General features: G+C 40.0%; 4 protein-coding genes. 3 read left to right on the forward strand and 1 reads right to left on the reverse strand.

The genetic code is table 11. From position 1 onward, the window contains the following. The first annotated feature begins 558 nt into the window (after positions 1 to 558). A complete protein-coding gene (gene ptsP / locus Q0791_RS24440; RefSeq protein WP_299011871.1) occupies positions 559 to 2,835 on the forward strand; it encodes a phosphoenolpyruvate--protein phosphotransferase in 2,277 nt (758 codons plus the stop codon). Between the two features lie 50 nt (positions 2,836 to 2,885). Further along, entirely contained in the window at positions 2,886 to 3,128 is a 243-nt protein-coding gene (locus tag Q0791_RS24445; protein WP_299011872.1) for a GlsB/YeaQ/YmgE family stress response membrane protein, read from the forward strand. 61 nt (positions 3,129 to 3,189) lie between these two features. Here the strand turns inward: Q0791_RS24445 and Q0791_RS24450 are convergent, their stop codons facing one another. Beyond that, positions 3,190 to 4,095, reverse strand: coding sequence for a LysR family transcriptional regulator (locus Q0791_RS24450; RefSeq protein WP_299011873.1), 906 nt, complete (start codon positions 4,093 to 4,095; stop codon positions 3,190 to 3,192). A 128-nt stretch (positions 4,096 to 4,223) separates the two neighbouring features. Between Q0791_RS24450 and Q0791_RS24455 the strand changes: the two genes are divergently transcribed. After that, positions 4,224 to 4,601, forward strand: coding sequence for an isochorismatase (locus Q0791_RS24455; protein WP_299011874.1), 378 nt, complete (start codon positions 4,224 to 4,226; stop codon positions 4,599 to 4,601). Positions 4,602 to 4,759: the final 158 nt, after the last annotated feature.

Genomic DNA, 4,759 nt, shown 5'->3' on the forward strand with positions numbered 1-4,759 from the left:
GGATTATTTGCTCCCAGCATACCAAAATGTGACATCTCTAAATTGGGGAAATGTGACATTACTATATTGGATCTACAAAGGTCGGTATTTTTATTTTGTTTAATTGATATTATGTTAAAAACTATTATATAAGCAATCTTTGCAACAGCAAAGGGCAATAGCAAAGGTGCTTTAAGTTGGAATGTCTCAAATACCAGTATGACTATGATGAACAATAATTGGATTTGGGCATCCAATATTGTTATTGGACGATATCACTGTTGGCGTTACGATTAAGATTTAAGACGTTTACTCGTGAATAGCGTTCTGCTTTCAAAAATATAACAATCTGAATTTATTTTAGCGGCTTAATGCTTATCATTGAAAGATAGCGATAGAATGTGGACTATATAGTCAAGTGGCTTGAGGACGAGTCAGTTTTGTAGTCTCAGGTCAGTGTAGCGAGCTCACTTAGCACTGTATTTTAACACTGTATTTTAGCACTGTATTGTAGTGAATTTTTTATGGTGAATACCAAATCATTAAGTCTTGTGCTCAGATAGAAGGAACGTAAATGAAATGAATGATTCGATGTTAGCGTTAACACGCATTTTGCAAGCGGTGTCACTTATCGATACCCCTCAGTTGCAAATACGGTTTATTGTGGACAGTGTGAGTGCTGCGGTTAGCCGTGATGTGTGTAGTTTATATCGGGTGAATGCAAGACAGGAGATGGAGTTATTGGTGAGTCATGGATTACAAGTGCATCAAACCATTTGTTTGCCTCAAGGGGCGGGGCTGGTAGGTTTAGTCGCTAAAGAACGCCATGGATTAAATTTAGCTAATGGCGCCAATCACAGCGCCTATTTTTATGTGCAAGGAACTCAAGAAGAGCAATTTAAAAGTTTTTGTGGTGTGCCTTTGGTGCATCATGGTGAAGTTGTTGGCGTATTAGTGGTGCAAAGCCGAGAGGCTCAAGTATTAAGTGAACAAGAGGAAGCTTTTTTATTAACATTGGCAGCCCAATTGGCATTTATCGTTGTTAATATACCTAATACTCAAGATGCCGCAATCAAACAAAATCGACGTTTTAAAGGCATTAAAAGTGTTGAGGGGATTGGGCTAGGTAAAGCGGTATTATGTGGATTAACGCAATTATCTGAGGTACAAGATGTGCGTACCGATAAACCGCAAGCCACAATACAAGAGTGGATACAATTATTGTCGTTAGTCAAAGAGGACTTGATTAACGAGCAGAATCGTCTGGGTGAAAATATGACGCTGAGCATAGGGTCGATATTCGATGCTTATCAGATGTTATTAACGGACAAAGGGCTGAGTGATAAAGTCGAGGCCTATATTCATGAGGGGTTTTCACTTCCTAGCGCCATCAAGCAAGGGATTTACTTTTTTGCAAATCGCTTTAAACAAATGGATGACCCATATTTAACGGCTAGAGCCGAAGATATTATTCATTTAGGCAATAAATTATTTCATGTCTGGAAAGGAGGTGGAAGAGAGGCTGCATCCGCTTATAAAGATCCTGTGGTATTAATCGGAGCCCAAGTCAGTGTCAGTGATATTGCCAGTGTTCCCATTAAGTTGTTAGCAGGCATTATTTGTTTTGAAGGCTCGAGTTTATCCCATACTTCTATTTTGGCGAATGCCATGGGGATCCCAGCTGTGATGGGGGTTGGGCAAATAAAAAACGTCAATACTCATGATATGGTGATAGTGGATGGTAATGAAGCAAAGGTGATTGTACAACCTAGTACATTATTAAAAAAAGCTTATAAGCGTCTGATAAAGCAAGAACATAAGGCGACGTTGAAGTTGCATAATTTGAAAAATCTTGCGGCGACCACCTTAGATCATCATGACATTAAACTTTATACTAACACTGGACTCTTAGCTGATATTACCCCAGGGGTGAAAAGCGGCGCTCAGGGTGTTGGCTTATACCGCACCGAAATTCCCTTTATGGTTGGGGATAGCTTTCCCAGTGAGGATGAGCAAGTGAGGGTGTATCGTCGTGTGTTTGAGGCCTATGCAGGTAAACCTGTTTATATGCGAACTTTAGATATTGGTGGCGATAAACAGTTACCTTATTTTCCCATTCGGCATGAAGAGAATCCTGCTTTAGGTTGGAGAGGAATACGTTTTACATTGGATAATATCCAATTATTAATGACGCAAGTACGGGCTATGTTGCGAGCGTCGAGTGGAATTAATACCTTACATGTGTTATTACCTATGGTGACATCCACACATGAACTTATCCAGTTTTCAACGGTGTTAAAAGATGCTTACCATCAGCTTCAGGATGATGGAGTTGCATTGCAATGGCCTAAAATGGGGATCATGATCGAAGTTCCCGCAGCGGTGACTCAAATTCCGTTATGGGCCCATCGCTTGGATTTTATTTCTATTGGCTCAAATGACTTGAGTCAATATTTATTGGCATTAGATCGCAATAATCCCCATGTAGCAGATCGGTACGACCATGTTCACCCTGCCGTTATCCATGAAGTCTATCGAATCGTCAACTTAGCCAAACAATATCAATTGCCTTTGAGTTTATGCGGCGAAATGGCCTCCGATCCCGTAGCTGTGGTTTTACTCATTGGAATGGGGATCGGCAAATTGAGTATGAGCGCGGCAAAGCTGCCTCGCATCAAATGGCTTATTCGTCACATTGAATTGGAATGGGCCCAGAGTCTGTTGGCGCATTGTTTGCAACTGGAAGAGGTGGATGATATTCGATTTTATATTCAGCAAGCGATGAAGGATAAGGGGTTACAGGATATGATTAAAGCCGATGATCCTAACATTAAGCGGGGTGAATTAACTGGATAGTTTATAGAGTAATAAATTAATGATATCGGGATACTTGAAAGGATAAGCTAATGAGTGTGATTATATTTTTAGTGGTTGGCGCCATTGCTGGTTGGGCAGCAGGTAACATCATGAAAGGCAGTGGCTTTGGCATGTTTGGTAATATTGGTGTAGGGGTCGTTGGCGCAATATTGGGGGGCTTTGTATTCAGTTTGATTGGTTTGAATGCAACAAGTTTCATTGGCTCTGTGGTGACGGCGATTGTTGGGGCTGTTATTTTACTGTTTATTGTGAGCAAGATAACCAATAAGTGATCCCAAGGACATGCTGATGAATACTTTATATTCAGTTGATATAGAGACGTTTTGTCAGTATTTATTTGAAATTATTTGAGATCAAGTGTTGTTTAAAGGCTTGTTGAATGGTTTCAATGCAAGTTGTGACGATTTGTGGGGCTTTCATACCATAACCATGCAGTGCATGAACAGGGTTGGGTTTGAGCGTCAGATTGGTAAAAATTGGAATGAGTTGATTGCTGTCAATGAGGGGCTGAGCGATAAAATCGGGGATAGCTGCAATTCCAGCACCGGATATGCATAATGAGATTAATGATTGCATTGAATAAACACGACTACTCACAGTAAAGTGCATGGTGTTAATAGAGGAAGGTGTCTGAACTTGATGGATGACTTGTTTTCCTTGCCAGTGATTGCCAATATAATTCAGTGTTTGGTATTGTTTTATACTGATATTATTTTCTTCAAAAAAACTTGGGCTTGCACACAATACATCACAAAATGTGCCTAAAAAGCGTTGCTTCAAATCACTAGAGGGCAGTTCACCCACTCGAATGGCGATATCGATATGATGTTCCATTAAATCCACTCGCTCATCGTTATCAATCAGATGAAGGTTCAGTTTTGGGTGCTGATGAATGAGTGTGCCGATAGCGGGCGCAATCAGTGTGTGCATAAAAGCATGAGGGGCGGTTATTTTTACTTCTCCAATGAGCTGGTGTTGGCTATCTCGAGCTTGTTGCCAAGCGTTATCCACTTGTTTGAGGATTTTTGTGCATTCATTATAAAAGGCTTTTCCTGCTGGGGTCAGAATTTGCTTTCTGGTGGTTCTGCGCAGTAAATTAACATTCAATTCTTTCTCTAATTTTGTTAATTGTAGACTGAGGACTGACTTAGAGAGCCCCAAGGTTTCTGCAGCAGCAGTAATTGAACCTTGTTCTACAATGGCAACAAAAACAGACATATGACGCAAATATTGAAACATGATCAATGAAGGCCTTATATTGTTCTATTTAATTAAACAGTTATTTATATTTTATTCTGTTTTTAGAAAAAAGCGAGCGGTTTAAGATAGGCGCTATCAACAAAACAGTAATGATATAGAGGGTAATCATGACAAAAGAAGCAGCATTATTAGTGGCGGTAAATGAAGCGAGTCAGCGCTGGAAAGATGCTTTTAATAGTCAAAATGCAAAAGCCTGTGCACAGCAATATGAAGTGACGACGACGATGCATGCAAAGCCTTTTGGCGAGTTTATAGGAAGAGAGCAGATTGAAGCCTTTTGGCAAGACTTAATGGAACAAGGCTTTGATAATGTAGAGTATATAGAGCCTCAAATGGACGTGATCGATGATAAAACAGTGCAACTGAGTGCAAAATGGCAAATGAATAAAGCTTATGGTGTGATCCATAAAGAGCTTTGGGTGATGCAAGCGGATGGGTGCGCTCGATTAAGTTATGATGAATTTGAGGTTCTAGGCGAACGTTAAGCTTTAGGGCTTGAAAAGCACATTTATACCGATTAGTTAAAAAGTGAATGTATTCTCATTCGCTTTTTTTAATATCAGTAACACTAGGGCCTAATACTGGTCAGTTAAGAGCTAATATAATTTTAGGGAGTAAGTTCTTGGCCTATGTTTGACCTCCC

It is taken from the genome of uncultured Shewanella sp. (genome assembly GCF_947495455.1).
Lineage (GTDB): Bacteria > Pseudomonadota > Gammaproteobacteria > Enterobacterales > Shewanellaceae > Shewanella.

What these genes read in the sequence shown, in the direction of transcription:
- ptsP (WP_299011871.1), top strand. Translation starts at nt 559, where the DNA reads ATGAATGATTCGATGTTAGCGTTAACACGCATTTTGCAAGCGGTGTCA.
- Q0791_RS24445 (WP_299011872.1), top strand. Translation starts at nt 2,886, where the DNA reads ATGAGTGTGATTATATTTTTAGTGGTTGGCGCCATTGCTGGTTGGGCA.
- Q0791_RS24450 (WP_299011873.1), bottom strand. Translation starts at nt 4,095, where the DNA reads ATGTTTCAATATTTGCGTCATATGTCTGTTTTTGTTGCCATTGTAGAA.
- Q0791_RS24455 (WP_299011874.1), top strand. Translation starts at nt 4,224, where the DNA reads ATGACAAAAGAAGCAGCATTATTAGTGGCGGTAAATGAAGCGAGTCAG.